General features: G+C 69.7%; 19 protein-coding genes. 8 read left to right on the top strand and 11 right to left on the bottom strand.

What is annotated here, in order from left to right; all coding sequences use genetic code 11:
- Positions 1 to 81 precede the first annotated feature (81 nt).
- Both LJ657_RS11540 and LJ657_RS11535 read left to right on the top strand, forming a co-directional pair.
- The gene (locus LJ657_RS11540) at positions 82 to 1455 is read left to right on the top strand and encodes an alpha-amylase (protein WP_232648347.1); all 1374 of its coding nucleotides are present in this window, start codon (positions 82 to 84) and stop codon (positions 1453 to 1455) included.
- Positions 1456 to 1582: 127 nt separating this feature from the next.
- Positions 1583 to 2983 carry a glycoside hydrolase family 30 protein gene (locus tag LJ657_RS11535; RefSeq protein WP_232648346.1) on the top strand — a complete coding sequence of 467 codons (1401 nt, stop codon included), beginning with the start codon at positions 1583 to 1585 and terminating at the stop codon, positions 2981 to 2983.
- 7 nt (positions 2984 to 2990) lie between these two features.
- On the opposite strand, the gene LJ657_RS11530 is transcribed toward LJ657_RS11535, so the two are convergent.
- Positions 2991 to 3155: a carbohydrate-binding module family 20 domain-containing protein gene (locus LJ657_RS11530; RefSeq protein ID WP_308117020.1), complete on the bottom strand. Its 165-nt coding sequence runs from the start codon at positions 3153 to 3155 to the stop codon at positions 2991 to 2993.
- A 78-nt stretch (positions 3156 to 3233) separates the two neighbouring features.
- Here LJ657_RS11530 and LJ657_RS11525 point away from each other — a divergent pair, with 78 nt between their 5' ends.
- The 5 genes from LJ657_RS11525 (at position 3234) to LJ657_RS11505 (ending at position 12387) form a co-directional block, all read left to right on the top strand.
- The gene (locus LJ657_RS11525) at positions 3234 to 3839 is read left to right on the top strand and encodes a helix-turn-helix domain-containing protein (protein WP_232648345.1); all 606 of its coding nucleotides are present in this window, start codon (positions 3234 to 3236) and stop codon (positions 3837 to 3839) included.
- Positions 3785 to 4507, top strand: coding sequence for an RNA-guided endonuclease InsQ/TnpB family protein (locus LJ657_RS11520; protein ID WP_232648344.1), 723 nt, complete (start codon positions 3785 to 3787; stop codon positions 4505 to 4507). Before LJ657_RS11525 ends, LJ657_RS11520 begins: the two co-directional genes overlap by 55 nt.
- Before the next feature lie 366 nt (positions 4508 to 4873).
- Positions 4874 to 10285, top strand: a complete 5412-nt coding sequence (pulA, locus tag LJ657_RS11515) for a pullulanase-type alpha-1,6-glucosidase (RefSeq protein WP_232648343.1) — start codon at positions 4874 to 4876, stop codon at positions 10283 to 10285.
- Between the two features lie 81 nt (positions 10286 to 10366).
- Positions 10367 to 11989, top strand: a complete 1623-nt coding sequence (locus LJ657_RS11510; RefSeq protein ID WP_232648342.1) for a fused response regulator/phosphatase — start codon at positions 10367 to 10369, stop codon at positions 11987 to 11989.
- Positions 11990 to 12027: 38 nt separating this feature from the next.
- Positions 12028 to 12387, top strand: a complete 360-nt coding sequence (locus tag LJ657_RS11505) for a 5-carboxymethyl-2-hydroxymuconate Delta-isomerase (RefSeq protein ID WP_232648341.1) — start codon at positions 12028 to 12030, stop codon at positions 12385 to 12387.
- A gap of 100 nt (positions 12388 to 12487) precedes the next feature.
- On the opposite strand, the gene LJ657_RS11500 is transcribed toward LJ657_RS11505, so the two are convergent.
- The 5 genes from LJ657_RS11500 to LJ657_RS11480 all read right to left on the bottom strand — a co-directional run bounded on the left by LJ657_RS11500 (position 12488) and on the right by LJ657_RS11480 (position 17808).
- Positions 12488 to 13177 carry a TetR/AcrR family transcriptional regulator gene (locus LJ657_RS11500; protein WP_232648340.1) on the bottom strand — a complete coding sequence of 230 codons (690 nt, stop codon included), beginning with the start codon at positions 13175 to 13177 and terminating at the stop codon, positions 12488 to 12490.
- Positions 13178 to 13233: 56 nt separating this feature from the next.
- Positions 13234 to 14274 carry a PDR/VanB family oxidoreductase gene (locus tag LJ657_RS11495; RefSeq protein ID WP_232648339.1) on the bottom strand — a complete coding sequence of 347 codons (1041 nt, stop codon included), beginning with the start codon at positions 14272 to 14274 and terminating at the stop codon, positions 13234 to 13236.
- Entirely contained in the window at positions 14274 to 15167 is an 894-nt protein-coding gene (locus LJ657_RS11490; RefSeq protein ID WP_232648338.1) for a metal-dependent hydrolase, read from the bottom strand. The genes LJ657_RS11495 and LJ657_RS11490 overlap by 1 nt, the downstream gene beginning before the upstream one ends.
- Positions 15168 to 15296: 129 nt before the next feature.
- On the bottom strand, positions 15297 to 17216 hold the full coding sequence (locus LJ657_RS11485; RefSeq protein ID WP_232648337.1) for a hypothetical protein: 1920 nt from the start codon (positions 17214 to 17216) through the stop codon (positions 15297 to 15299).
- 49 nt (positions 17217 to 17265) lie between these two features.
- Positions 17266 to 17808, bottom strand: coding sequence for a tetratricopeptide repeat protein (locus LJ657_RS11480; RefSeq protein WP_232648336.1), 543 nt, complete (start codon positions 17806 to 17808; stop codon positions 17266 to 17268).
- Positions 17809 to 17914: 106 nt separating this feature from the next.
- Between LJ657_RS11480 and LJ657_RS11475 the strand changes: the two genes are divergently transcribed.
- Complete coding sequence (locus LJ657_RS11475) at positions 17915 to 18331, top strand: hypothetical protein (RefSeq protein ID WP_232648335.1); 417 nt, start codon at positions 17915 to 17917, stop codon at positions 18329 to 18331.
- Positions 18332 to 18428: 97 nt separating this feature from the next.
- Here the strand turns inward: LJ657_RS11475 and LJ657_RS11470 are convergent, their stop codons facing one another.
- From LJ657_RS11470 to LJ657_RS11450, 5 genes are all read right to left on the bottom strand, one after another.
- Positions 18429 to 19970, bottom strand: coding sequence for a DUF1996 domain-containing protein (locus tag LJ657_RS11470; RefSeq protein ID WP_232648334.1), 1542 nt, complete (start codon positions 19968 to 19970; stop codon positions 18429 to 18431).
- A gap of 189 nt (positions 19971 to 20159) precedes the next feature.
- Complete coding sequence (locus LJ657_RS11465; protein ID WP_232648333.1) at positions 20160 to 20813, bottom strand: LuxR C-terminal-related transcriptional regulator; 654 nt, start codon at positions 20811 to 20813, stop codon at positions 20160 to 20162.
- Entirely contained in the window at positions 20798 to 22072 is a 1275-nt protein-coding gene (locus LJ657_RS11460; RefSeq protein WP_232648332.1) for a sensor histidine kinase, read from the bottom strand. The genes LJ657_RS11465 and LJ657_RS11460 overlap by 16 nt, the downstream gene beginning before the upstream one ends.
- A 140-nt stretch (positions 22073 to 22212) precedes the next feature.
- Positions 22213 to 23205, bottom strand: coding sequence for an SDR family oxidoreductase (locus LJ657_RS11455; RefSeq protein WP_232648331.1), 993 nt, complete (start codon positions 23203 to 23205; stop codon positions 22213 to 22215).
- Between the two features lie 78 nt (positions 23206 to 23283).
- Entirely contained in the window at positions 23284 to 23856 is a 573-nt protein-coding gene (locus tag LJ657_RS11450) for a winged helix-turn-helix domain-containing protein (protein WP_232648330.1), read from the bottom strand.
- Positions 23857 to 24100 lie beyond the last annotated feature (244 nt).

Raw genomic sequence — 24100 nt, 5'->3', positions numbered from 1 at the left:
AGCGGGCCTTTAACATCTCCGTCACCGCAAGTTTGCGGGAAAGTTTCTGCAAGAGCCTTCAACGGTGAAGGAGACCCCCACATGGCACGCAGAACCCTCGCGGCGACCGTCGCCCTCACAGCGGCCGCCCTTGTCATGACCCCGACCGTCGCGGACGCGACCCCGCCCGGCACCAAGGACGTCACCGCCGTCCTCTTCGAGTGGAACTTCGCCTCCGTCGCCAAGGAGTGCACCAACACCCTCGGCCCCGCCGGCTACGGCTACGTCCAGGTCAGCCCACCCGCCGAGCACATACAGGGCTCGCAGTGGTGGACCTCGTACCAGCCGGTGAGCTACAAGATCGCGGGTCGGCTCGGAGACGCGACGGCCTTCAAGGACATGATCGACACCTGTCACGCGGCGGGCGTGAAGGTCGTCGTCGACACGGTCATCAACCACATGACGTCGGGCAGCGGCACCGGCACCGGCGGCTCCTCGTACACGAAGTACAACTACCCGGGCCTGTACTCCTCGGCCGACATGGACGACTGCACCGCCACGGTCAGCGACTACACCAACCGCGCCAACGTCCAGAACTGCGAACTCGTCGGCCTCGCCGACCTGGACACGGGCGAGGAGTACGTCCGTGCCACCATCGCCGGCTACATGAACAGCCTCCTCGGCTACGGCGCCGACGGCTTCCGCATCGACGCGGCCAAGCACATCCCGGCGACCGACCTCGCCAACATCAAGTCCCGGCTGAGCAACCCGTCCGTGTACTGGAAGCAGGAGGTCATCTACGGCGCCGGAGAGGCCGTCCAGCCCACCGAGTACACCGGTAACGGCGACGTCCAGGAGTTCCGCTACGCCTACGACCTCAAGCGGGTCTTCAACAACGAGAAGCTGGCCTACCTCACCAACTTCGGCGAGGGCTGGGGATACATGAGCAGTGGCGTCGCCGGCGTTTTCGTCGACAACCACGACACCGAGCGCAACGGCTCCACCCTCAACTACAAGGACGGGGCGAACTACACCCTCGCCAACGTCTTCATGCTCGCCTACCCGTACGGCGCCCCGGACATCAACTCCGGCTACGAGTGGTCCGACAAGGACGCGGGCCCGCCGAACAACGGCCAGGTCAACGCCTGCTGGCAGGACGGCTGGAAGTGCCAGCACGCCTGGCCGGAGATCATCCGCATGGTCGCCTTCCGCAACGCCACCCGCGGCCAGTCGGTGACCAACTGGTGGGACAACGGCAACAACGCCATCGCCTTCGGGCGCGGCAGCAAGGGCTACGTCGCCATCAACCACGAGTCGAGCAGCCTGACCCGTACGTACCAGACGTCGCTGGCTGCGGGGACGTACTGCAACGTGCAGAACAACACCAGCGTGACGGTCGACTCCAACGGCCAGTTCAGCGCCACTCTCGGGTCCAACACCGCCCTCGCGATCTACGCGGGCAAGACGAGCTGCTGAGCGACAGAGGGCAGTGAGCCCGCAACAGCCGAAGGGGAACGTGGGATTGACGCTCATCGAGTGTCGTCCTACGTTCCCTGATGTCTGTGGGAGCGCTCCCAGGTGGCGCTCCCGTGAAGGGAGCATCATGCAGCGCAGGCTCAGAAACTGGGCGTTGACGTCCTTGGCGGCTCTGCTGACGGCCGCCGCCACCACCGCGGCCGCCCTGCCGCAGCCGACGGCCGCCACCACGGCGACGATCAACGGCTCGACCACGTACCAGCCGATCGACGGCTTCGGATTCTCCGAGCACTTCGGACGGGCCGCCATCATGAACGGCTCGCAGGGCTTATCCGCCCAGCACCAGAAGGAGATCCTCGATCTGCTGCTCGACCGCAGCACCGGCGCGGGGTTGAGCATCCTGCGCCTGGGCATCGACTCCGGGATCCAGCCCGCCGACCCGGGCGGCCCCAACGCGACCCCCAAGTACGTGTGGGACGGCGTCGACAAGGGCCAGGTGTGGCTGGCCAAGCAGGCCAAGTCATACGGCGTGAAGCGCTTCTACGCCGATGCCTGGACCGCCCCCGGCTATATGAAGACCAACGGCACGGACGCCAACGGCGGCACCCTGTGCGGCCTGTCCGGCGCGACGTGTGCGAGCGGCGACTGGCGGAAGGCGTACGCGAACTTCCTGGTCCAGTACGCCAGGTTCTACCGCCAGGAGGGCATCGGCATCACCGACCTGGGGTTCACCAACGAGCCCGACTGGACGGCGACGTACGACTCCATGCGCCTGACCCCCGCCCAGGCCGTCGAGTTCATCAAGACCTTCGGCCCGATCGCGCGCGCCGCCGGGTACAAGGTCGCCTGCTGCGACTCCTTCGGCTGGGACCAGGAGAAGACTTACAGCAGCTCGATCGAGGCGGACGCGAAGGCGCGGGGCCTGGTCACCACCCACACCGGCCACACCTACGCCAGCAAGGTCGACGGCCCCCTGCCGACGCAGAAGCGCAGCTGGATGTCGGAGTGGTCCCCCGACGGCACCACCTGGAACGAGAACTGGGACGACGGCAGCGGCTACGACGGCTTCACGGTCGCCTCCGCCATCCACGACGCCCTCACCAAGGGCAACACCAGTGGATACGTCTACTGGTACGGCGCTTCCCTCGGCGCCACCCGCGGGCTGATCCAGATGGACGGCGACGGCTACCACGTCTCCAAGCGCCTGTGGGCGATGGCGAACTACAGCCGCTTCATCCGCCCGGGTGCCACGCGCATCGGTGCCACGGCCTCCGACTCCGCCCTCGAACTGTCGGCGTTCCGCAACACCAACGGCACGGTGACCGTCGTAGCGCTGAACACCTCCACCAGCGCCACTCCGGTCACCTTCGACCTGAAGAACACGGGAATCGGCAAGGGCACGGCGACCCCGTACCTGACCGACGCCACGCACAGCACGGCGCAGCAGCCGACCGTGGCGGTCGGCAAGAGTTCACTGACCAGCACGGTCCCGGCCCGGGCGCTGGTCACCTACACCATCAGGCGATAGGGCCCGCTCACTTCCACGTGTCGCTCGCGGTGTATCCGGACGAACTGCCCGTCGTGTACGAGCGGTTCGTCCCGGACTCCCAGGTCACGTTTCCTGGGCTGTTCTTCTTGGGGTATTGGCGCTCGATCGTCGTGGCCGGTGGCTGGCCGGGTCGGCAGTCGGGAGAGGTCACTCACCCGGGTGATGTTGATCGATGGCGTGCGCAGTCGGGGAACGCGCGAGCTAGGTTCACGGCAGGGCACGGTTTCGCATGTACCCGACGAGCAAGCAGGCGAGCATCATGCTCGGTCACTGCGCGCACGAGCGGTACGTGTGGAACTTGGCCGTCGAGCAGCACTTGCACTGGTACAAGGGCCGCAAGGCCGCGCCCGGTTTCCTCGAACAGTGCCGCCAGCTCACCGTGGCCCGCCGGGAGAACGAATGGCCGGCCGCCGGTAACGCCGATGCCCAGCAGCAGGCCCTGAGGGACTTCGCCAAGGCCAAGCAGGCCCGGTTCACCTCCGGCTTCGGTGAGCCATCCTGGCGCAAGAAGTACCGGCATGAGGGCTTCCGGGTTATCGGCACCGACCGCGTACCCGAGTACAACGAGGACGGGTCGCCGAAGCTGAACGCGAAGACCGGCAGACAGGTCTTGGGCCGCTCAGTCGTTGTGCAGAAGCTGAACCGGCGGCGGGCGCAGGTGAAGGTGCCGGGCTGCGGGTGGGTGCGCTTCAGGCTGTCCCGCACCGGCCTGCCGAAGGCGAAGACGTTCCGGGTCACGTACCGCAACGGTCAGTGGCACCTCGCGTTCGCCGTCATCCCGTGCCGGTCGACGCGCCCGGCACGGGTGCGGTCGTCGGCATCGACCGGGGCGTGAAGATCACCGCTGCCCTCTCCGACGGCCGGAAGCTGAACTGCCCGCAGCTCACCACGAAGGAGCGCGCCCGGATCCGCAAGCACCAGCGCCGAGCTGCCCGCGCCCCGAAGGGCAGCAAGGCCAAGACCGCCGAGTACGCCAAGGCCGCTCGCCTCAAGGCCCGCGAAGCCGACCGGCCCAAGGACTGGTGCGAGAAGACCGGCACCATGCTCGCCCGCACCTGTGGTCTGATCCGGTTCGAGAAGCTGAACATCAAGAACATGACCCGCTCTGCGAAGGGGACGGTTGACCAGCCCGGCACGAGGGTTCGGCAGAAGGCCGGGCTGAACCGGGCGATCCTCGCCCAGGGGTGGGGCCTGCTCCGGCAGCGCACCGAGGACAAAGCCCCGGGCCGGGTCGAGGACGTCCCCGCCTCCTTTACGTCTCTGCGGTGCAGTGCCTGCGGATGGATCGAGAAGAACTCGCGCAAGAGCCAAGCCGAGTTCGTCTGCGTGTCCTGCGGGTTCACCTGCAACGCGGACACCAACGCAGCAACCAACGTCGCGGCAGGACAGGGCGGGATCCCCCGCCCCCGGCGCTCAGCCGGTGCCGGAGGGACGACAGCGGCCACAAACCGTTCGAGCGTCCGTGAACCTCAACCCACCCGGGTTGGCATCCCCCTCTATTAGAGGCGGAGGATGTCAATCCCACAGGTTGGCGATGACGTCGCCTTTTGCGCTGGTGTCCGCGTGCGCGGAGGCGGCGGGCAGTGCCACGGCGCCCGCGAGGGCCAGCGCGCCGGCGGCCACGGCACCGGCCGTGCGCCGGAAGACACCAGGGGGTCGGTGTCTGGTCAGTGCGGCTCCGATGAAAGGTGTTGGGGTTTCAACCAGGGGTCAACCAGAGGTGAGAGTGGGGCCGTTGGTGAGGCGCGTCAAGGTGGCGCGTGAAAGTTCTTGCTATGAGTTTCAAGCCTCTTGCTGTAAACCTTGCGTTAGCGATACGGTCGCGCGGGGTCGGACCCAGAGAGTCGTGATCGCAAGGAGATCCCGCCTGTGATATCGAGATGGCCGGCGCCCCGGACGCGCCGTACCGCCCATGCCAGACGGGTCGCGGCCGTCACCGTCGCCGCGCTCGCCGCAGCCCTGATCCAGCCACTCGCGGCGCATGCGGACTCCCCGCCCGCGCCGCCCTCCGACGGGAAGCTGGCTGCCGCGCCCGCCCGGCACGACGACACCCGCGAGCAGTTCTACTTCGTCATGCCGGACCGTTTCGCCAACGGGGACACCGGCAATGACAAAGGCGGGCTGACGGGCTCGCGCCTCAGCACCGGCTACGACCCCACCGACAAGGGCTTCTACCAGGGCGGCGACCTCAAGGGCCTGACCAGGAAGCTCGACTACATCAAGGGTCTTGGCACCACCGCCATCTGGATGGCCCCGATCTTCAAGAACCGTCCCGTGCAGGGGACGGGGAGCAACGCCTCGGCCGGCTACCACGGCTACTGGATCACGGACTTCACCCAGGTCGACCCGCACTTCGGGACCAACAAGGACCTGGCAACCCTCATCTCCAAGGCGCACGCCAAGGGCATGAAGGTCTTCTTCGACGTCATCACCAACCACACCGCCGACGTCGTCGACTACAAGGAGAAGTCCTACGACTACCTCTCCAAGGGCGCCTTCCCGTACCTGACCAAGGACGGCCGCCCCTTCGACGACGCCGACTACGCGGACGGCAGCAAGAAGTTCCCCGCCGTCGACACCGGATCCTTCCCGCGCACGCCCACCGTCGCCGCCGCGGACAGGAACGCCAAGGTCCCCTCCTGGCTCAACGACCCGACGATGTACCACAACCGCGGTGACTCCACCTTCGCCGGTGAGAGCGCCACGTACGGGGACTTCGGCGGCCTCGACGACCTGTGGACCGAGCGTCCCGAGGTCGTGCGGGGCATGGAGAAGATCTACGAACGCTGGGTGCGCGACTTCGACATCGACGGCTTCCGGATCGACACGGTCAAGCACGTCGACATGGACTTCTGGACCCAGTGGGCGACCGCGCTCGACGCCTACGCGGCGAAGCAGGGGCGCAGGAACTTCTTCATGTTCGGCGAGGTCTACTCCGCAGACACCTCGATCACTTCGCCGTACGTCACCCAGGGCCGCCTGGACGCCACCCTCGACTTCCCCTTCCAGGACGCGGCCCGCAGCTACGCGTCCCAGGGTGGCAGCGCGCAGAAGCTGGCCTCGCTCTTCGGCGACGACTACAAGTACACGACCGACAAGGCCAACGCGTACGAGCAGGTCACCTTCCTCGGCAACCACGACATGGGCCGCATCGGGTACTTCCTGAACCAGGACAACCCGAAGGCCACCGATGCCCAGCTTCTCGCCAAGGACAAGCTCGCCAACGAGGTGATGTTCCTCAGCCGCGGCAACCCGGTCGTCTACTACGGCGACGAACAGGGCTTCACCGGTTCCGGCGGCGACAAGGACGCCCGCCAGACCATGTTCGCCTCGAAGGTCGCCGACTACCTCGACGAAAAGGAGATCGGCACCGACCGCACCCACGCGAGCGACTCGTACGACACGAGCGCACCGCTCTACCGGCAGATCGCCGCGCTCAGCAAGCTGCGCAAGGACAACCCCGCCCTGGCGGACGGCGTCCAGACGCAGCGGTACGCGTCCGACGGCTCAGGCGTCTACGCGTTCTCGCGTACGGACGCCAGGACCGGCCAGGAGTACGTCGTCGCCCTCAACAACGCCGACGAGGCGAAGTCGGCCACCTTTGCGACCGGCTCGGCCGACATGAAGTTCCACGGGATCTACGGGACTTCGGCCGACACGACCTCCGACGGGGACAGGAAGATCACCGTCACCGTCCCGGCCGGTACGGCGATCGTCCTCAAGGCGGCGGGCAGGCTCGCCAAGCCGACCACGGCACCGACCCTCACCTTCAAGGCCCCCGACGCCGGCGCCACCGGCACCGTCGAACTCTCCGCCGACGTCAACGGCGGTCAGCTCAACCGCGTCGTCTTCGCCGCGCAGGTCGGCAACGGCAAGTGGCAGACACTCGGCTCCGCCGACCACGCCCCGTACAAGGTCACGCAGACCATCGGCAAGGACGTCCCGGCCGGAACCGCCCTGCGCTACAAGGCAGTTGTCATCGACTCGGCCGGTCACACGGCGAGCGCCACCGCCGCCTCCAGCACCGGCACCCCGCCCGCCGAGGAGCCTCCCACCGCCTCCTCACGCGACTACGCGGTCGTCCACTACAAGCGCACCGACGGCGACTACGACAACTGGGGCCTGTACGCCTGGGGCGACCTCGCCGACGGCGAGTCGACCACCTGGCCGGCCGGCCACCCCTTCGTCGGCCGTGACGCGTACGGGGCCTTCGCCTACGTCAAGCTGAAGCCGGGCGCCTCCAGCGTCGGGTTCCTGGTCGTCGACAAGAACGGCAACAAGGACGTCTCGACCGATCGCACCATCGACGTCACCAAGACCGGCGAGATCTGGATCGAGCAGGGCAAGGAGGCCGTACAGACGACGCGGCCTGACTACCCGGCGCAGGACAAGAGCAAGGCGGTCATCCACTACCACCGCGCCGACGGGAACTACGACGGCTGGGGACTGCACGTCTGGACCGGTGCCGCGAACCCCACGGACTGGTCGAGCCCGCTGAAGCCGGTGAGGACCGACGCCTACGGCGCGGTCTTCGAGGTGCCGCTCACCGACGGTGCCACCAGCCTCAGTTACCTCATCCACAAGGGCGACGAGAAGGACCTCCCGTCCGACCAGTCGCTCGACCTCAAGTCCAACGGCTACGAGGTCTGGCTGTTGAACGGCCAGGAGAAGTACCTGCTGCCGCAGCCCGCCGGTTCCGCCGCCGCGCTCGACCTGACCACCTCCAAGGCGGTCTGGATCGACCGGGACACCGTCGCCTGGAACGGCTCCGACGCCGCCGCCTCCACCCAGCTGCTCTACTCCCACGACGGCTCGATCGCCGTGAAGAACGGGGCGCTGACCAGCGACGACGAGCGCTGGCTGCGTCTTGCGAAGACCACGCTCACCGACGCCCAGAAGGCCAGGTTCCCGTATCTGAAGGACTACACGGCCTGGACTGTCGACCCGCGTGACCGGGACCGGGTGCGCGCGGCCCTGGACGGCCAGATCGTCGCCTCCCAGCGGGCGGCGAACGGTGCCGTGCTCGCGGCGACCGGCGTCCAGATCGCCGGCGTACTCGACGACGTGTACGCGAGCGCGACCAAGGCCGAGCTGGGGCCGACGTTCCACAAGGGCCGGCCCACCCTCGCGGTGTGGGCGCCGACCGCGCAGAGCGTGGCACTGGAGCTCGACGGCTCGGTCAGGAAGATGACGCGCGACGACTCCACCGGCGTCTGGTCCGTCTCCGGCCCGGCGTCCTGGAAGAACAAGCCCTACCGGTACGTCGTCAAGGTGTGGGCGCCGAGCGTGCGCAAGGTCGTCACCAACAAGGTCACCGACCCGTACTCGGTCGCCCTCACCGCGGACTCCGGGCGCAGTCTCGTCGTCGACCTGGACGACAGGTCCCTCGCGCCGAGCGGCTGGTCGAGCCTCGCCAAGCCCAGGGCCGTACCGCTGAAGGACGCCCAGATCCAGGAGCTGCACATCCGGGACTTCTCCGTCGCGGACGAGACCGTGCCGGCGAAGGACCAGGGCACCTACCTCGCCTTCGCCGACAGGAACAGCGACGGCTCGAAGCACCTGCGGCAGCTGGCGAAGTCGGGCACGTCGTACGTCCATCTCCTGCCGGCCTTCGACTTCGCGACCGTCCCCGAGAAGAAGGCGGACCAGGCGAGGACGGACTGCGACCTCGCCTCCTACGGCGCCGACTCCGACCAGCAGCAGGCGTGCGTCGCGAAGACCGCCGCGAAGGACGCGTACAACTGGGGCTACGACCCGCTCCACTACACGGTCCCCGAGGGCTCGTACGCGACCGACCCGGACGGCACCGGCCGTACCGTCGAGTTCCGCAAGATGGTGAAGGGGCTGAACCAGGACGGGCTCCGGGTCGTCATGGACGTCGTCTACAACCACACGGCGGCCGCAGGTCAGGCGGACGCCAGCGTCCTCGACCAGGTGGTGCCCGGCTACTACCAGCGGCTCCTCGCGGACGGCTCGGTCGCCAACAGCACCTGCTGCGCCAACACGGCCACCGAGAACTCCATGATGGGCAAACTGGTCGTCGACTCGGTCGTCACCTGGGCCAAGGAGTACAAGGTCGACGGCTTCCGCTTCGACCTGATGGGCCACCAGCCGAAGGCCAACATCCTCGCGGTCAGGAAGGCGCTCGACGCGCTGACCCTCGCGAAGGACGGCGTCGACGGCAAGAAGATCATCATGTACGGCGAGGGCTGGAACTTCGGCGAGGTCGCCGACAACGCCCGCTTCGTGCAGGCCACGCAGAAGAACATGGCCGGAACCGGCATTGCGACCTTCTCGGACCGGGCGCGTGACGCCGTGCGCGGCGGCAGCCCCTTCGACTCCGACCCCGGAGTCCAGGGCTTCGCCTCCGGGCTGTACACCGACCCCAACTCGTCCACGGCGAACGGGACTTCGGCCGAGCAGAAGGCCCGTCTGCTGCACTACCAGGACCTGATCAAGGTCGGTCTGTCCGGCGACCTCGCCGACTACCGCTTCACCGACACCGACGGCAAGGAGGTCACCGGCGCGGAGATCGACTACAACGGTCAGCCGGCCGGTTACGCGGACGCGCCCGGTGACGCCGTCGCCTACGCCGACGCGCACGACAACGAGTCCCTCTTCGACGCCCTCACCTACAAGCTGCCCGCTTCGACGAGTGCGGCCGACCGGGCCAGGATGCAGGTCCTCGCCATGGCGACGGCCACCCTCTCGCAGGGGCCGTCCCTCTCGCAGGCGGGCTCCGACCTGCTGCGTTCCAAGTCCCTGGACCGCAACTCGTTCGACAGCGGCGACTGGTTCAACGCCATCCACTGGAACTGCACGGACGGCAACGGCTTCGGGCGGGGGCTGCCGATGGCGGCCGACAACCAGTCCAAGTGGCCGTATGCGAAGCCGCTGCTCAGCTCCGTGCGCGTGGGCTGCCCGCAGATCGAGGGGGCCTCGGCCGCGTATCAGGACCTGCTGAAGATCCGTTCGACGGACGGCGTCTTCTCGCTCGGCACGGCCGCTCAGGTGCAGTCGAAGCTGTCCTTCCCGCTGTCCGGGAAGGACGAGACGCCCGGTGTGATCACGATGGTCCTGGGTGACCTGGTCGTCGTCTTCAACGCGACGCCGAGCCGGCAGGAGCAGCGCGTCGGCTCGCTGGCCGGGGTCGGCTACCGTCTGCACCCGGTGCAGGCGGCGGGCGCCGACCCTATCGTCAAGTCCTCTTCCTATGAGCGGGAATCGGGCACGTTCGCCGTTCCGGGGCGCAGTGTCGCAATATTCTCCCGGATCTCCTGATAGGAGCATTACTTTGGTGGGGCGGACCGCGACCCGCGGTCCGCCCCACCGGCGTTCGTCCAAGGGCTGACAGGCTGACAGATGGACCTCAACGGCAAGCTGACAGACACGACCGTGCTGGTCGTGGACGACGTCGCGGCCAGCCGGTACGCGATGGGGACCGTGCTGCGCCGGGCCGGACACCAGGTCGTACCGGTCGCCACCGGCCAGCAGGCGCTCGTCGAACTCGACGTACGGCTGCGCAAGGGCCTCCTGCCCGACGTGGCTCTCGTCGACATCGACCTGCCGGACATGAGCGGCTTCGAACTGTGCCGGCGGCTCAAGGAGCGGCCGCACATGGCGGGCCTGCCCGTGGTGCACTTCTCGGCCGCCGCCGTGGCACCGGCCGACCGCTGCAAGGGGCTGGACGCGGGCGCAGAGATCTATCTGACGGTGCCCGCCGAGCCCGAGGAGATCGAGGCGGTGGTCCGCTCCGCGGTGCGCACCGCCCGGCTGCGCGCCGACGACCAGGCGCTGGTACGACGGCTGATGCTGCTGTCGCAGGCCATCGTCACCATCCAGTCGGCGCGCTCCCTGCAGGAACTCGCCGACGCCGCCGCCGACGGCACCGCGCGGCTCATCGGCGGTCCGGCCGCCGTCTTCGTCCTCGGCCCGGACGACGAGCTGTACCGCGGCGTGTCCCGGGACCGCACCTCCCTAGCCCTGCCGGACGCGGGCGCCCACCGGACCGTGGCCGGTCTGCTGCGGCGGCTCACCCGCGGGCAGGCCGGGGTGCAGATCACCACGGTGCCCGCGCCGCTGTGGCCCGCCGGGTTCTTCCGGCCCGGCATGCAGCACGACGCCCGGCTGGCGCTTGTCCTCACCCAGGACGACAAGGCCCCCGTGTGCCTGGCCACGCCCACCCGCGGGGTGCGCCGGGTGAACCCCGAGGAGGAGGCCCTCGTCGCCCAGCTGGCGCAGGCCACCGCACTCGCCGCCGAGCCGCTGCTCATGTACCAGGTCGAGCGGCATGTCGCCCTCACCCTCCAGCACAGCTTCCTGCCCCAGCCGCACCGGCTGCCCGAGCTGCCCGGCATCGACGTCGGGGTCCGCTATGTGCCCGCGTCCCGCGAGACCGAGATCGGCGGTGACTTCTACGCGGCCCTGCGCACCGAGGAGGGTGTGCTCACCGCGGTCGGCGACGTCGTCGGGCACTCGCTGGAGGCGGCCACCGTCATGGTCGAGATACGGCACGCGCTGCGCGCCTACTGCGTCGAGGAGAGCGACCCCGCCGTACTCGCCGAGCGCCTCGACCGGATGCTGCAGCACTACCACCCCGACGTCACCGCCACCGTCTGCCTGGTCCTGATCGACCCCGAGACCGGGCGCACCCGGATCGCCAACGCGGGCCACATCCCGCCGCTGATCCTGCGGCACGGCTCGGACGCCGAGTACGCCAAGGCCGACGGACCGCTGCTCGGCCTGGGCCTGCCCCACCCGTCGCCCACCGAGCTGTTCCTGGAGCCCGGCGACCGGCTCCTCATGGTCACCGACGGCCTGATCGAGACCAGGGGCACGGACCTGAGCCTCTCGATGGAACAGCTCCGCTCGGCGGCCGTCGGCGCGCTGCCCGGCCTGGACGCCCTGTGCGACACCCTGCTGGCCTGCTTCGGCCACGATCGCGAGGACGACATCGCGATGCTGGCGCTCCAGCTGAGGAATTAGGCTGCTCACGTCGCTGCCGTCCTGGAACAGGAGTGCTCATGCCGCAGATCACCGTCGACTACACCTATGCCTCGGAAGAGTCGATCGACATGGAGGGCTTCACGCGGGCCCTGCACGAGACGGTCGTGGAGATCGCGGCGGCCAAGCCGGAGGCCTGCAAGACCCTGCTCCGGGCGGGGATCGCCGCGTACGGGTACGAGGACATGGACCAGTCGCACACCCTTGTGCACGTGACCATCGGGCTCCTTGCCGGACGCAGCGAGGAGACGAAGGCGAACCTCACGGAGGCAGTGCTGGATCTGCTCCGCAAGTACGTGAGCTCGGAAGACGGGGTAACCCTGCACGCCTCCGCCGAGGTGCGGGACCTCGACCCGTCGTACCGGAAGTTCGAGCGCTGAGGGTTCTTGGTCGTCTGCGGGTCCGTTGTGGCTGGTCGCGCCCAGGCGCGGCAGCCGCAAATTGACACAGTCCCGCGCTCCTGAGACCCCTGCCGGCGGCTCAGGAAGCCAGGGCGAGCAGGCGCGCCACCAAATCCGCGAACGGCCCGTTCGGGGGCTCGTCCTTGATCATGCGGCGCAGTAGTGCGCCCATTTCCTCGTCGTAGGCGGCGCTCACCGCGGCCAGGGCGGCGAAGTCGTGGACGAGTTGGGATTCCAGTTCGGCGCGGGGGATGCGGCGGCCGTCCAGCCAGAGCAGGGCGGTCGACTCGGCGAGGGAGATCCAGGAGCGTACGACCAGTTCCAGTCGGGCGGGCGGGTTCTGGACGTCCAGATGCGACAGGATCTGTTCGTAGGCGGCCTGCCGTACGGAGTCGATGAGGGCGTTGGTGGCCGACGAGCCGACTGCCGGGCCGCCGCGCATCAGGGCCGAGAAACCGGGCCCGTGGTCGTCCACGAAGTCGAAGAAGCGGTGCATCGCCCGCAGCAGCCGGGCACCCAGCGGACCCTCCTGCGGCTCCTTGAACCGGCCCGCCAGATCTTCCGCCGCACGCTTCAACGCGGCCTCGTACAGGCTGAGTTTGCCGGGGAAGTAGTGGTACACCAGCGGGCGGGAGATGCCCGCGGCGGCGGCTATCTCGTCGATGGAGACGTCGTCGGGAGAGCGTTGGCTGAACAGTTCGAGGGCGACGCCGATCAACTGCTGCCGCCGCTCCTCGACTCCCAATCTGCGGCGTACCCCGGTAGTCATGCGAACACCTTACCGATCGGATCCGGCCCCGAACGGACCGGACCGGACGCGGATGTTCACATATCCAGCACCAGACGCTCACTTCGTGCTCGCGAAACACAGATCAGCATCGAGTCGGCCCGCTCGGCGTCCGTCAGCAGTTCGTCCCGGTGCTCCACCTCGCCCTCCAGGACCCGCTGCTGGCAGGTTCCGCAGAAGCCCTGTTCACAGGAGTACGCGGTGTTCGGTAGCTCGGAGCGCACCGCGGCCAGCACGGTCGAGTCGGCCGGCACGGTCAACGTCCGGCCGGTGCGCCGGAGTTCGACCTCGAAGGCGCCGTTGCCGTCGGCCGACGTACGCGGTGTGAACCGCTCGAGGCGGACCTGGGGGAACCGCTCCTCCACCGCGGCGATGAGCCCCTCCGGCCCGCAGCAGTACACGGCGGCGCCCTCGGCCGTGGCCGCCGACAGGCCGTCGAGATCGGGCAGTCCGTCCTCGTCCTCGGCGACGACGGTCACCCGGTCACCGCCCAGCTTCTCGACCTCCTCCAGGAACGGCATCGACGCCCGCGTCCGCCCGCCGTACACCAGCCGCCACCGGGTGCCCTCCCCGAGCGCCCGCAGCATCGGCAGCACGGGAGTGATCCCGATGCCGCCGACGACGAAGACGTACGACGGGGCCTCGATGAGCGGGAAGCGGTTCCGCGGCCCGCGCACCTCCAGTTCCATCCCCTCGGTGACCTGCTCGTGCACCTCGCGCGAGCCGCCCCGCCCGTCCTCGATCAGCCGGGTGGCGACCGTGTACGACGAGGTGTCCTCGGGGTCCCCGCACAGCGAGTACTGCCGTATCAGCCCCGACGGCAGTACGAGGTCGAGATGCGCGCCGGGCTCCCAGCGCGGCAAGTCCCTTCCTTCCAGGCGCAGTTGTACGACGCCTTCGGCGACCGTCGCGCGCGAGGCGACCAGCAGCTTCAGCGCCCGCGACCGGGGTCGCCCGGACGTCGGGTGGTCCAGTGCGGGCATGGGCCACAGCGGCGAGGCCTGGATGCGGCTCCGCATCGCCCGTCTGACCAGCATCGCGGCGCCCGCGACGACCACGACCGTGCGCAGCTTCGGCATCACACGGCTCCCTTCTCCGCCGCGAGCGCCGCGAGCGCCGCGGGGGAGGAGGCGAGATAGGCGACGGCCTGCTCGGTGGAGCCCTCCTGGGAGGGGTGGTAGGCCTGGCTGAGATACCGCGGGATGGACCTGAGCATGTCGCCGGTCGTGGGCAGGGTGCCCCGTCTGCCGCGCACGTGGAATTGCCTGAAGCTCGCCCTGCCGTCGATCAGCGTCGGGTCGTTCTCCATGAAGAAGCGCGCCCCGCGCTGCCACAGGAACACGATCGCCGCGAAGGCCGTGGCCCAGGTGCGCACGCGCCGCCGGTAGCTGCCGTCGACGTGCATGAACAGGTCGAAGGCGACCGAGCGGTGCTCGACCTCCTCGGCACCGTGCCAGCGCAGCAGGTCCAGCATGGTGGGGTCGGCGCCCCGCCGGTCCAGCTCCTCCGCGTTGAGGACCCAGTTGCCGAGGAACGCGGTGTAGTGCTCGATCGCGGCGATGATCGCGACCCGCTCCATCAGCCACCACTTGCGCGCCCTGCCCGGTGGCAGCGTCCGGTCGCCGAGCAGCTTCTCGAAGAACCAGTCGACCTGCGCGGTGTACGGCGCCGGATCGAGCCCCAGGTCCTTGAGGTGCGGCAGGACCTCGTCATGGGCCTGCGAGTGCATCGCCTCCTGCCCGATGAACCCGATGACGTCCTCGCGCAGCCGGTCGTCCCGGATGTACGGCAGCACCTGTTTGTAGACGTGCACGAACCACCGCTCACCGGCGGGCAGCAGCAGATGCAGCACATTGATGGTGTGCGTGGTGAACGGATCCCCAGGCACCCAGTGCAGCGGGGTCCCCTCCCACGAGAAGGACACCTTCCGCGGCTTGAGGGCGACCCGCTCCGAGGCCGGCGTGTTAGACATGGCGTCAATGTACTGACGAGTAAGTCCGAGGGAAACCCTTCTGCGGCGACTTGTTGACGCCAGCGTCAGCCAGGGGCCGGGGCGGGGGTCACTGCAGTCCACCGAGTCAGCTAGGGGCCGGGGCGGGGGTCACTGCAGTCCACCGACCGACCGCCCGTCCTCCAGGGTCCCCTCCAGCTCGGCCCGCTCCCCCTGCTTGGCCCGCACGGCCAGCAGGCTGCCCGGGGCTGAGGTGCTGACTCCTCCGGTCGTACTGATCGACGACATCCCCGGGCTGCCGGCCGCGAGCAGGTACCAGTTCCCCGCCCCCGACTTCCACAGCACCCCGGCGAGCACCTGCGGGTCCTTGGCGCCGCAGGCCGGCACGTTCTCCCCCTTCGCCGCGACCGCCCCGTACGCCCCGCCCGGCGTGTGGAACTGCGCCAGCACCCGTGTCCCGCCGCCCCGCCAGGTGTCGGCCCGTGTACACACCCAGTCCGCCGCGCCGCTCGCGTCGGGCAGCGGCTGCCGGCCGTACGCCCAGGCGTTGACCGTGCGCACGCCCGCCGAACGCATCGAGGCGAGCGAGCAGGCGTACGGCGCCCAGGTGTGCAGTGCCTGGGCGCCGGTGACCTCGTGGGTGGCGCCGGGCCGTCCGGTGGTGAGATGGGCGGGGACGAGCTCGCCGAGGTCGGTGCTCAGACGGGTGCCGGTGGCGTCGGTGAGCTGGAGCACCTTCCATGACGTGCAGTCGCCGGTCTGGGCGGCGGAGCTGGCCAGCGGTGCCGTGACTCCACCGGTCAGGGCGAGGGCCGTGGTGCCGGTGCCCGGCTTGAGGAGGTCCCGCTCGGTGGCCTGCTTCACCCAGGGGGCCGTCAGATAGCGGACGTTGCCGTCGGCCCGGTCCAGGACCAGCGCGTTCGCCTCGGAGCGGTCGGCGCCGTCGACGCGCGCGAAGTCGAGCGCGGCACCCTTCGTGCTGCTCTTCGGCTCGGCGTACCGGACGATGCGCAGACCGTCGTAGAGGATCACCACGCGTGCGCTGTCGACGGTCCCGGCGTACAGGAGCTGGGGCGGGCCGGACGGGCCGCCGGACGGGGTGCCGGGGGTCGCGGAGACCTGGACGCTCTCGCCGGGGCGGGCCCAGACGGCGAGGGCGCGGCGCAGCAGGGCCTTGTCGCCGGTGAGGTCGCCGCGGGCCGGCCAGACGGAGAAGTCGGTGCGCGCGGAGGTCGTCCAGGCGGTGGGGGCGACCCGCAGCAGCTTGCCCGGGTCCAGGGCGGCTTCGGCCGCCGGGTTCTGCGCGTACACCGGGGCGGCGGCGCCGTCGGGGGCCCAGCCGTCCCCGGGCAGGCCGAGCAGCACCCCGCACACGGCGACGGCCGCGGCGGCGGCCAGCGCGGCCTTGGTGTGCTGTCTGCGCCGCATCAGATCGGTGGGCCGGGCGTGCAGCGAGCAGGGGTCGAACTCGGGGGAGTCGAGCAGGGCGTACTGCTCGGGGATGTCGTCGGCCTCCTGGAGCGCGTCCTCCGGTTCCTCGCAGCCGGCGGCGGTCAGCACTCCGACCACGTCGCCGTCGGGGAGTTTCTCCAGGCCGCGCAGGACGTAGGCGGCGCGGGCGGGGCCGGACAGGGCGGACAGGCGCTGGTCCAGGGCGAGTTCGTCGGCGCCGCCCGAGCGCGGGAAGAGCCGCAGGCCCCACACCTGGGGGAGCAGCGGCGGCAGCTGGGACCGCTTGGGTAGCGCCGTGCGCTTCAGCGGCCGGCCCGCGTCCAGTGCCGTACGCAGTACCTGGAGGCGGACGAAGGCGTACCCGGGGTCCCCGTTGCGCCCGGTCGACCGTGCCGGGATCGTGGGCGCCTGCGTCCGGCCCCTGGGCAGGGCGCGCTGGGTGACGGCGTGTGCGGTCACCACGCGCCGGTTGCGGCCGAGGCTCGGCGGCAGCACCAGGTAGGCGAGCCGGACCAGCCGCGGATAGTGCTCGACGAGCGCGGCCTCGGCCTGTTCGACGTCGACGGCCAGGTCGGAAGTGGACGGTGCGGGGCGCGGGGCGACATCCTGTGACTGCACGTTCAGCAAAACGAGCGAATCGTGGGATAGTCACCGCCGCCCGGGTGACTCAGGCCCTGTCGGCCGAGCCCTCGGGCTCGACGAGTGCGCGCGCGTAGTTCGCCATCGAGCGCTGATAGCGCGGGAGATGGGGCGCCAGGGCGCCGAGCACCAGGGACAGTCCCTCGCGGTCCCGGCCGAGGCTGGACAGGCAGAGGGCCAGACACGCCCGTACCGCGTCGTCCAACTCGTCGGAGGGCGCGTCCAGTTCGGGCGTCAGCAGCTTGACGCCCTCCTCGGGCCGCCCGGTGTTCCTGAGCGAACTGGACAACTGGATCTTGGCCCTGCGGCCCTTGTACGGGCTGACCTCGCTCAGCCCGCGCTCCAGCGCCTCCCGGTACAGCGGGACCGCCTGGTCCGAGTGCCCGGTCGAGTCCCAGGCGGAGGCCTGCTCGAAGAGTCCGAGGGGGCTGCCCTCCGGCAGTTCCGCGGCGAGGGTGTCGATCACGGCCCGGAAGTCGGCTGCCTTCTCTTCCGGATAGCCGTCGAGGGTGGCCCAGGCCGCGGTCACGCGATCTTCCCAGTCTTGATTCACCAGAGCACCTTCGCACACACATGCGCGGGGAGACGGCCGTATTTTTGAGCGCGTCAGCTCTCACAGCCGTATCGAAGGGGACGGGCCCACAGGGCCTGGCTGGCAAAGCGACTCGGAGGAACAGATGAGGTTGACCCGACCGATGCTCGCCGTGGCCGGAGCCGCGGGCGTCCTGGCGCTGGCGGGCTGTGGAACCGGAAACAGCGACGCGGCCGCCAAGGTGCCGACCGCCGCGACCGGCAGCCTGGAGAGCCTGGCCGCCAAGGTGAAGTGCAAGCCGGACATGCAGATCGACTCCGACGAGGTCCGCCAGGCCATCTGCAAGACCACCGCCGGCAAGTTCGTCCTCGTCACCTTCTCCACCGACCGCGGCCAGCGCGAGTGGATCAACGACGCCAAGGACTACGGCGGTTTCTACCTCGTCGGGCGCAAGTGGGTCACCGTCGGTGAGGACAAGGTGGTCAAGTCGCTGCAGCACACGCTCGGCGGCGACGAGGAGATCGGCACCAACCACAGCGCGCACAGCAGCCACAGCGGCTGAACACCTCGTACGAGACACGCTGTCGTACACACACCGGAAGGCCGGTGGCGGGAGATCCCGCCACCGGCCTTCTTCGGTGGGTCACCGGCTCAGTGTGTCACTGGCACTTCTGTCCGGTGTTGATGCAGTTGGCGATCTTGTTCGCCAGGCCGCCGGTCGTGACGCTGATGAAGTCGTCGTGATCGGTGATCGCCTTGTGGAGCTCCTCGGGGAAGCCGTCCACTGCGTAGGCGTTCTTGACCTGGCCGTTCTGGATGGTCGGCGGCGTGACGTTGTACACCAGACGCATCGTCAGCTGCGGGATCGCCTTGAAGCCGTTGCCGCAGTTGCCGGCGGCGTCCGCGAACGCCACATGCGTGCGGTGGTTGGCGCTGTCGATGTTCTTGCCGTCCCAGCAGCTCTGGAAGGCGAACGAACGGACCACCTGGCTGCCCTGCGGACAGATCGGGTACTTGTCCGTCAGCTGCACCTTGTTCTCGAAGCCGGTGCAGCTCCAGTGCGCGTTGGCGTTCGCCGGGCCGTTGACGAAGGCCTTGGCGTCACCGGTGATGATGCGCAGGAACTGCGGCATCGCGACGACCTTGCTGGTCGGGCTGCCGACGTACTTGATCTGCGCCTGCTGCGGCGTCAGGATCTTGCCGACGTTGAGGTCCTTGCCGCCGCCGTCCGCGTTCGCGTCCTTCTCCTGCGTGCCGTCCTGCAGACGGATCACCGGCCAGTAGTACGCCGACAGGTCGTTCTTGTTCTGGCAGCTGCTGCCGCCCTGCAGGAACGTGTTGTTGTTGGAGAACGCGTTGACCTTCTGGTTGCCGACGTAGTCGTGCACGTGGTGGGCACCGTTGGTCACGCCGGGCGCGACGATGACGTTGTCGCTGTTGTGGTTCTGGTTCGCGTTCACCCCGCACTTGGTGATGAAGGCGCCGGTCGAGGCATTGCCGGACTTCTGCGGCTTCGCGGCGACGTTGGGCTGGACCTTCGTGATGTCGACGAAGTCCGCCGCGGACGGGCCGTCGCCGCCCTGACCGCCGTTGTTCTGCTGTCCGCCCTGCTGCTGACCGCCGTTGTTCTGCTGGCCGCCCTGCTGCTGACCGCCGTTCTGCTGCTGTCCGCCGTTCTGCTGCTGCTGTCCGCCGTTCTGCTGCTGACCACCGGCGTTGGTCTGGTTGGCGGACTGCGTCGTACAGGCGGCGAGTGCGCTCAGCCCGGCCGCGTCGACCTGGCCGCCCACCCGCTGGATGTCGATCCGGATCCGGTCGAGGGTCGCGGCTCGCTTGTCCTTGAGGGGGCCGACGATCGCGTTCTGCACGAAGCTGGCGTCCTGCGTCTGTGCCTGGCGCGTGGAGGCGAGCCGCGTGTAGGCCTCGGTGACCTGCTTGTCGAGGTTCGCCAGCTCCGTGGCCACACCCTGCTGGGCCTTGGCCGGCACGTTCGTCAGCTTCTGCTGGACGTCGGGGCAGGCGATCGTGGCGACCTGACCGGTGGCGGCATAGGTCTGGTTCTGCCCCGAGCTGTTCGACTCGTGTGCCGAGGCGTAGAAGTTCGCCCAGATCAGCCCGCCCCCACCGAGCGCTAGGGCCGCCGATGCGGCTATGGCCTTGGTGGCCAGCGGCGTACGGCGTTTTCGTGTGTTGCGTCCCATGGAACTCCTCTGACTTCCTTGCGGGCTTGGCGGGGCTTCGAGGCGCCCGACAGGAGTGAAGCGGCTCCCACTCATACGGTCGCGGTCCCAGAGGTGTTCAGCAGCCCCACAAACAAATCAGAGGTTTGCTCGGCCTTTGCGACCCAACAGCAGTCTGAGCAGCGGAAGTTACGGAGGATCAGCAACCGCTTACTGTTCCCGGTCCAGATAGGCGAGAACCGCCAGGACGCGACGGTTGTCGTCGTCCGAGACCTCCAGGTCCAGTTTGGTGAAGATGTTGGAGGTGTGCTTGGCAATGGCCCGTTCTGTGACCACCAGCTGTCCCGCGATCGCCGCGTTGGAACGGCCCTGCGCCATCAGCTCCAGCACCTCCCGCTCACGGGGCGTCAGCCGCGCGAGCGGACGGTCGTCGGCGGCCCGCCGCGAGAGCAGCTGCTGGATCACCTGCGGATCCATGGCCGTACCGCCCGCCGCGACCCGCCGTACGGCATCCACGAACTGCTCCGCGTCGAACACCCGGTCCTTCAGCAGGTACCCGACCCCGCCGCTGCCGTCGGCGAGCAGCTCACGCGCGTACAACTGCTCCACGTGCTGCGAGAGCACCAGCACCGGAAGCCCGGGTCTGTCCCGGCGGGCCCGCAGCGCGCACTGCAGCCCCTCGTCGGTGTGCGTCGGCGGCAGGCGTACGTCGACCACGGCGACGTCCGGCTCCAGCTCGGCCAGCGCCCGTTCGAGCTCGGGGCCGGACTCGACGGCCGCGGCGATCTCGAAGTCGTAGGCCTCCAGAAGCCGGACCAGGCCGTCGCGCAGCAGGAAGAGGTCTTCGGCTAGGACAATGCGCAAGGGATCTCCATGGTGACCATGGTGGGACCGCCCGCGGGACTGCTGACGGCCAGGACGCCGTCGAATGTACCCAGGCGCCGCTCGACTCCGGCCAGCCCCGAACCGGCCCCGATCACCGCGCCGCCCTTGCCGTTGTCGGTGACGGTGACGCGCAGCATGCCGGCGCCCTCGGTCACATGATGCAGGTCGATCCAGATCCGGTCCGCGCCCGAGTGCTTGACCGCGTTGGTGAGCACCTCGCTGACCGCGAAGTAGGCGGCCGACTCGACCGGCGCGTCCGCGCGCCCCGCCAGATCGACGTTCACCTCGGTGGGCAGCGGCAGCCGCAGCGCCAACGCCCTCACGGCGTCGCCGAGTCCGCGCTCGGCCAGCACCGGCGGATGGATGCCGCGGACCAGGTCGCGCAGCTCGGCGAGCGCGTCGACGGAGGACTGCCGGGTCCGGGCGAGGAGCTGCTTCGCCTTCGCCGGGTCCTTGTCGAGGAGCATCTCGATGGTGCCCAGATCCATGCCCATGGCCACCAGCCGGGCCTGCGCGCCGTCGTGCAGATCCCGCTCGATACGGCGCAGCTCGGCGGCGGAGGTGTCGACTGCGTCCTTCCGGGTCTCGGTCAGCACCTGCACCCGCTCGGCCAGTTCGGCCTGACTCGCGCCGAGTACGGCCCGGGTGAGCCGGAAGTGGGCGGTCAGCAGGGACGGGGCGTAGCGGTGGGCGAGGGGGAGGAGTGCGAGGGCCAGGGCGCCGGCGCCGAGCGCGGAGGCCTGGTCGGTGACGTGTACGAAGCCGTACCAGTAGCCGCCGGCCTCCGACAGCGGCCGCCACAGCCCGGCCGCCACCGCGAGGCCCTCCAGGGGGTAGAAGACGAGCAACGCAGGCAGCAGCGCGGTGACGAACCCCGCCGTCATGTCCACCTGAAGCCAGCGCACGTCCCGCCAGACCGCCGGGTCGCGCAGCATGGCGTACGTGCGCGTCCAGGGGTTGGCCCGCCCGGGGACCGGCCGGTACGCCGACGGTATCCGCACCCCGCACCACTCCGCCGCGAGCTCCCGCCGCTTGTCCGCGAGGGTCCGCACCGCGTTCAGGATCGGCGGGGTCGTGACGACACCGACGCCGATGGGTATGAGCGCGACGGAGACGAGGGCCAGGACGAACAGCAGCACCGACAAGGGCAGCACGGCCACGGCCAGTGCGAGTCCCCGTACGGCAGCCAGTAGTACCTCGCGGGCCCGCGCCCGGGCACGGTGCGTGTCGGTGTTCATGGCAGAAGTCTGGCCGAGCGGGGACGGAGGGTCACGGGGCCGGGCCCCCCGGGTGGGGGGTGGTGCCAGGTACACCCACGGGAGGGGCATTTGGGGGCGCGGGGAACCGTGCGATCAGCCCCCACCGGCCCGCAGTCTCGTCACCGCCCCAACACCTTCGCCTCCACCACCGGATCCAGCCCCACCGGCGGCCGCCCCGGCCGTACGGGCGCGGTGCCGCCGATCCCCTGGAGCCAACGCCAGGTATCGGCGACGGTCTCCCCGACGGGGCGGCAGACCAGCCCCGCCGCCAGCGCACGGGAGACGTTCCCACTGTGCATGGAGTCATGCATGTCGGTGTGCGGCGGCACCCACACCGGCAGCTGGGTCCACGGCGCGATACCCGCATCGAGGATCACCCCGGGGTCGGTCCACCGCAGTTCCGCACCCGAGCCGGTGACGGCGACGCACGCGTCCAGCAGGCTGCCCATGGTGGCGTGCCCCTGCTCGCTGACCATGTTGTACGGCCCGCTCAACTCCCGCTCCACCGCGCCGAGAATCCACTCGGCCATGTCCCGCACGTCGATGTACTGCAACGGCAGACCCCGTGGCCCGGGCGCGAGCACCGGCCCGCCCCGCGCAATCCGCCCCAGCCACCACGGCAACCGCCCGATGTTCTCGTACGGACCGAGGATCAGCCCGGCCCGTACGAGCACGGAACGCTCAGCGCCGAAGGCGTCCACGACGGCGATCTCCGCACCCCGCTTGTCGCGCGTGTAATCCGTCGTGTCCGCGTCGGGCTCGGCACCCTCGACCAGTGGGGCGCTCTCGTCGTACCCGGCCGGCGAGGGCCACGCGTACACCGAGCAACTGGACACATACACATACCGCCCGACACGGCCCTGCAGCAGCCGTGCGGCGCTCCGCACGGCCCGGGGCGCCGCCGACCAGGTGTCGACGACGGCGTCCCACTCGCCCTCCGCGAGGGGGGCGAGCCCGTCGGGCGCGGTGCGGTCACCTCGCAACGCCCGTACGCCGTCCGGGAGTCGGCGCCGCCCCCGGTTGAGGGCGGTCACCTCCCAGCCACGCCCCAGGGCCGCTTCCACGACGGCCCGCCCCGCGAACTCCGTCCCGCCCAGCACCAGAAGTCTCATGCCGGTGAGCCTGCCCGGTCGGGCCGCCGGACGGAACGGCAATCTGCCGTCAGCAGAGGACACGCCGTCCGTGGACGCTCAACGACCGGTCGGCGGCGTGTACTTGTACCCGACCCGCCGCACCGTCTGGATCGTCCCGCGGTGCTCGGCGCCCAGCTTGCGGCGCAGGCGGGCGACGTGGACGTCGACGGTGCGGCCGTCGCCCACGTGGCCGTACCCCCATACAGTGGTGACCAGCTGGTCGCGGGTGTGCACCCGGTGCGGATGCCCGACGAGATGCGCGAGGAGCTCGAACTCCAGGTAGGTGAGGTCGAGTTCGCGCCCGTCCACCTCGGCCGTGCGCTGTACGGAGTCGATCCGGACCAGGGGGTTGCCGCTGCCCCGCGTCTCACCGGTGGGGCCGGGCACCGCCACCGGCAGGAAGGGCGGCTGCTGGTCGGCCGGGACGAGCACCAGGTAGCCGATCATCGGCGGCTGGCCCGGCAGGGTGGGCAGGGTGTGCTGCGGAGCGGGCAGCCAGGTGGCACCCGGCGGCAGGAAGTCCGCCACGTCCACGACCTCGTCCCGGTCGACGGCCCGCAGCCGGTGCCGGGCGCCGTTCTGGGCGGGGGAGGTGAGGGCGGCGGTGGAGAGAGAACGAGTGGTCGCCATGAGAGGTCAGCTCTTTCGCGCGAGGAGTTCGTCTGGGAGGACGGCGGCCGCGATTCGTGGTCGGGCCCGCCGGGACGTACGTCGTTGCGCGCTGGCCGAAGGCCGGGGTGTACGGCTTTAGAGGGCCGGCGCGTTCGTCGCGCGGCAACACACCCGGTCGAAGTCGTGGTGCTGACGGGAAGGCCAGAACGGCTCGAGGTCATGGCGACCCGTCGCGGTGTGGTTCTGGAAGCTGGCCATGCGC

The organism is Streptomyces guryensis, assembly GCF_021261325.1.
Classification (GTDB): Bacteria; Actinomycetota; Actinomycetes; order Streptomycetales; family Streptomycetaceae; genus Streptomyces; species Streptomyces guryensis.
This window is presented reverse-complemented; position numbering and strand designations above follow the sequence as displayed.

What these genes read in the sequence shown, in the direction of transcription:
- LJ657_RS11540 (WP_232648347.1), top strand. Translation starts at nt 82, where the DNA reads ATGGCACGCAGAACCCTCGCGGCGACCGTCGCCCTCACAGCGGCCGCC.
- LJ657_RS11535 (WP_232648346.1), top strand. Translation starts at nt 1,583, where the DNA reads ATGCAGCGCAGGCTCAGAAACTGGGCGTTGACGTCCTTGGCGGCTCTG.
- LJ657_RS11525 (WP_232648345.1), top strand. Translation starts at nt 3,234, where the DNA reads ATGTACCCGACGAGCAAGCAGGCGAGCATCATGCTCGGTCACTGCGCG.
- LJ657_RS11510 (WP_232648342.1), top strand. Translation starts at nt 10,367, where the DNA reads ATGGACCTCAACGGCAAGCTGACAGACACGACCGTGCTGGTCGTGGAC.
- LJ657_RS11505 (WP_232648341.1), top strand. Translation starts at nt 12,028, where the DNA reads ATGCCGCAGATCACCGTCGACTACACCTATGCCTCGGAAGAGTCGATC.
- LJ657_RS11500 (WP_232648340.1), bottom strand. Translation starts at nt 13,177, where the DNA reads ATGACTACCGGGGTACGCCGCAGATTGGGAGTCGAGGAGCGGCGGCAG.
- LJ657_RS11495 (WP_232648339.1), bottom strand. Translation starts at nt 14,274, where the DNA reads ATGCCGAAGCTGCGCACGGTCGTGGTCGTCGCGGGCGCCGCGATGCTG.
- LJ657_RS11490 (WP_232648338.1), bottom strand. Translation starts at nt 15,167, where the DNA reads ATGTCTAACACGCCGGCCTCGGAGCGGGTCGCCCTCAAGCCGCGGAAG.
- LJ657_RS11475 (WP_232648335.1), top strand. Translation starts at nt 17,915, where the DNA reads ATGAGGTTGACCCGACCGATGCTCGCCGTGGCCGGAGCCGCGGGCGTC.
- LJ657_RS11470 (WP_232648334.1), bottom strand. Translation starts at nt 19,970, where the DNA reads ATGGGACGCAACACACGAAAACGCCGTACGCCGCTGGCCACCAAGGCC.
- LJ657_RS11460 (WP_232648332.1), bottom strand. Translation starts at nt 22,072, where the DNA reads ATGAACACCGACACGCACCGTGCCCGGGCGCGGGCCCGCGAGGTACTA.
- LJ657_RS11455 (WP_232648331.1), bottom strand. Translation starts at nt 23,205, where the DNA reads ATGAGACTTCTGGTGCTGGGCGGGACGGAGTTCGCGGGGCGGGCCGTC.
- LJ657_RS11450 (WP_232648330.1), bottom strand. Translation starts at nt 23,856, where the DNA reads ATGGCGACCACTCGTTCTCTCTCCACCGCCGCCCTCACCTCCCCCGCC.